Origin of the sequence: Salipiger sp. HF18 (genome assembly GCF_011806505.1) — a bacterium.
Taxonomy (GTDB): domain Bacteria; phylum Pseudomonadota; class Alphaproteobacteria; order Rhodobacterales; family Rhodobacteraceae; genus Salipiger; species Salipiger thiooxidans.
The window spans coordinates 1-1920 of record NZ_JAATOS010000650.1 but is presented as its reverse complement, the minus strand read 5'-3'; the positions used below and the strand labels follow the sequence as shown (position 1 = coordinate 1920).

Below are 1920 nucleotides of genomic sequence, written 5' to 3'. Positions count from 1 at the left end.
ATGTCGTCCGGCAGGCTGCCGGTCAGCGCCAATCTGGCACAGCTGCGGCCTCTTGCTCTACCCGGTTTCTGCGCCTACCCATGCAACCATGACAGACGTTCAGGACAGCCGGGCCCGCCGCAACGTTGTGGTGCTGGTGATGGCGCAGGCCCTTCTCGGCGCGCAGATGCCGATGATCTTCACCATCGCCGGGCTGGCAGGCCAGTCGCTGGCCTCGAACCCGTGTTTCGCGACGCTGCCGATCTCGATGATCGTGCTGGGCTCGATGTGCGCCGCCACGCCGGTCTCGGCCTTCATGCAGCGCTTCGGGCGCCGGGCGGGCTTTGCGCTCGGCACCACCGGGGGCGCGCTGGGGGGCGCGATCGGGGCACTCGGGCTCTACACGGCGTCGTTCCCGCTGTTCCTCCTGGGCAGCCTGCTCACCGGCATCTACATGTCGGCGCAGGGCTTCTACCGCTTCGCCGCCGCCGACACCGCCTCCGACGCCTACCGGCCCAAGGCGATCTCCTATGTCATGGCGGGCGGGCTCGCCTCGGCGATCATCGGCCCGCAGCTGGTGAAGCTCACCGCCGACGCCTTCGTGGTGCCCTTCCTCGGCACCTATGCCGCTGTGATCGCGATCAACCTCGTGGGCGCGTTCCTCTTCCTCTTCCTCGACATCCCGCGCCCGCCGGTGCCCTCCGAGGACGCGCCGCGCGGCCGCAGCCGCCGCGAGCTCATCACCACTCCGGGCATCGCGGTGGCGGTGATCTGCGCCATGGTCAGCTACGCGCTGATGAACCTCGTGATGACCTCGACGCCGCTGGCGGTGGTGGGCTGCGGGTTCGAGACCGGCGACGCCGCCAACGTCGTGACCGCCCACGTGCTGGCGATGTACGTGCCGTCCTTCTTCACCGGCCACCTGATCGCCCGCTTCGGGGTCGAGAAGATCGTGGCACTGGGTCTCTTCATCCTCGCCTGCGCCGGCGGCGTGGCGCTGACCGGCGTAGAGCTGGAACAGTTCTTCCTGGCGCTGGTGCTGCTCGGGATCGGCTGGAACTTCGGCTTCATCGGCGCGACCACGATGCTCGCCGCGTCGCACGCGCCCTACGAGCGGGGCCGCATGCAGGGGCTGAACGACCTGATTGTGTTTGGCGGCGTGACCATGGCCTCGCTGGCCTCGGGCGGGCTGATGAACTGCTCGGGCGGCAGCGCTCAAGAGGGCTGGACCGCGGTCAACATGGCGATGGCGCCGTTCCTGGTGCTTGCCGGCGGCGCGCTGATCTGGCTGATCCTGCGCCCCGAGGAGCAACCCGCGGAGTAACCCGCCACCGGGGTCGTCAAGGCCCCCGGAGGGGCGTTCAGATCCGGCCCGTCATCGCGGCCAGCATCAGCCCAGCGCGGCGGCGGAACTCCGAAAGCTCCAGCGCCCCCGCCGCCACCCGTCCGGGCTCGGCGGCCGCCTGCCGTAGCAGCGGTCCCGCCTGCCATCCTGCCAGCAGCGCCGACCGTGCCGGGCGCGGCACGGCCCCCAGCCCCTTGCGGGCCCTGGCGAGCCTTGCCAGCCCCTCGCGCGCCAGTGCTGCCACCGCCTCGGGGCGGCCGTCGACCAGCGGCACCCGGCCGTGGGATTCGAGCTCGGGCACCGCGCGCAGGAACTGCGCCAGCCCCGCGGCAAAGCCCGCATCGCGCGCCACCTCGGCCGGCATTCCCCCAAGCGCCCTGCCCGCGGCCAGCATCAGCCCGCCGGACGTTTCCTCGAGGTAGCGCGCCAGATGCGCCTCGTCCTCGAAGCCGTCGCGGTAGATGTCCCAGCGCCGCGCACCCACCAGCCGGTCGAGCGCCTCGGCACCCTCGGCGTCGAGCACGCGTGCAAGCGGCGTCACCACCTCGTGGCGTCGCACCTGCCCGCCGGTGCGGATCTCGTCCAGCGCGTCGCGC

2 protein-coding genes are annotated in these 1920 nt (G+C 71.6%); one reads left to right on the top strand and one right to left on the bottom strand.

Features of this window, described 5'->3' with window-relative positions; translation table 11 throughout:
- The first annotated feature begins 88 nt into the window (after positions 1-88).
- Entirely contained in the window at positions 89-1303 is a 1215-nt protein-coding gene (locus tag HC022_RS25415) for an MFS transporter (RefSeq protein ID WP_167454242.1), read from the top strand.
- A 37-nt stretch (positions 1304-1340) separates the two neighbouring features.
- Here the strand turns inward: HC022_RS25415 and HC022_RS25410 are convergent.
- On the bottom strand, positions 1341-1920 hold a 580-nt coding region (locus HC022_RS25410), incomplete at its 5' end, for a squalene/phytoene synthase family protein (RefSeq protein ID WP_167454241.1).

Coding starts and splice junctions, on each gene's coding strand:
- HC022_RS25415 (WP_167454242.1), top strand. CDS start 89: ATGACAGACGTTCAGGACAGCCGGGCCCGCCGCAACGTTGTGGTGCTG.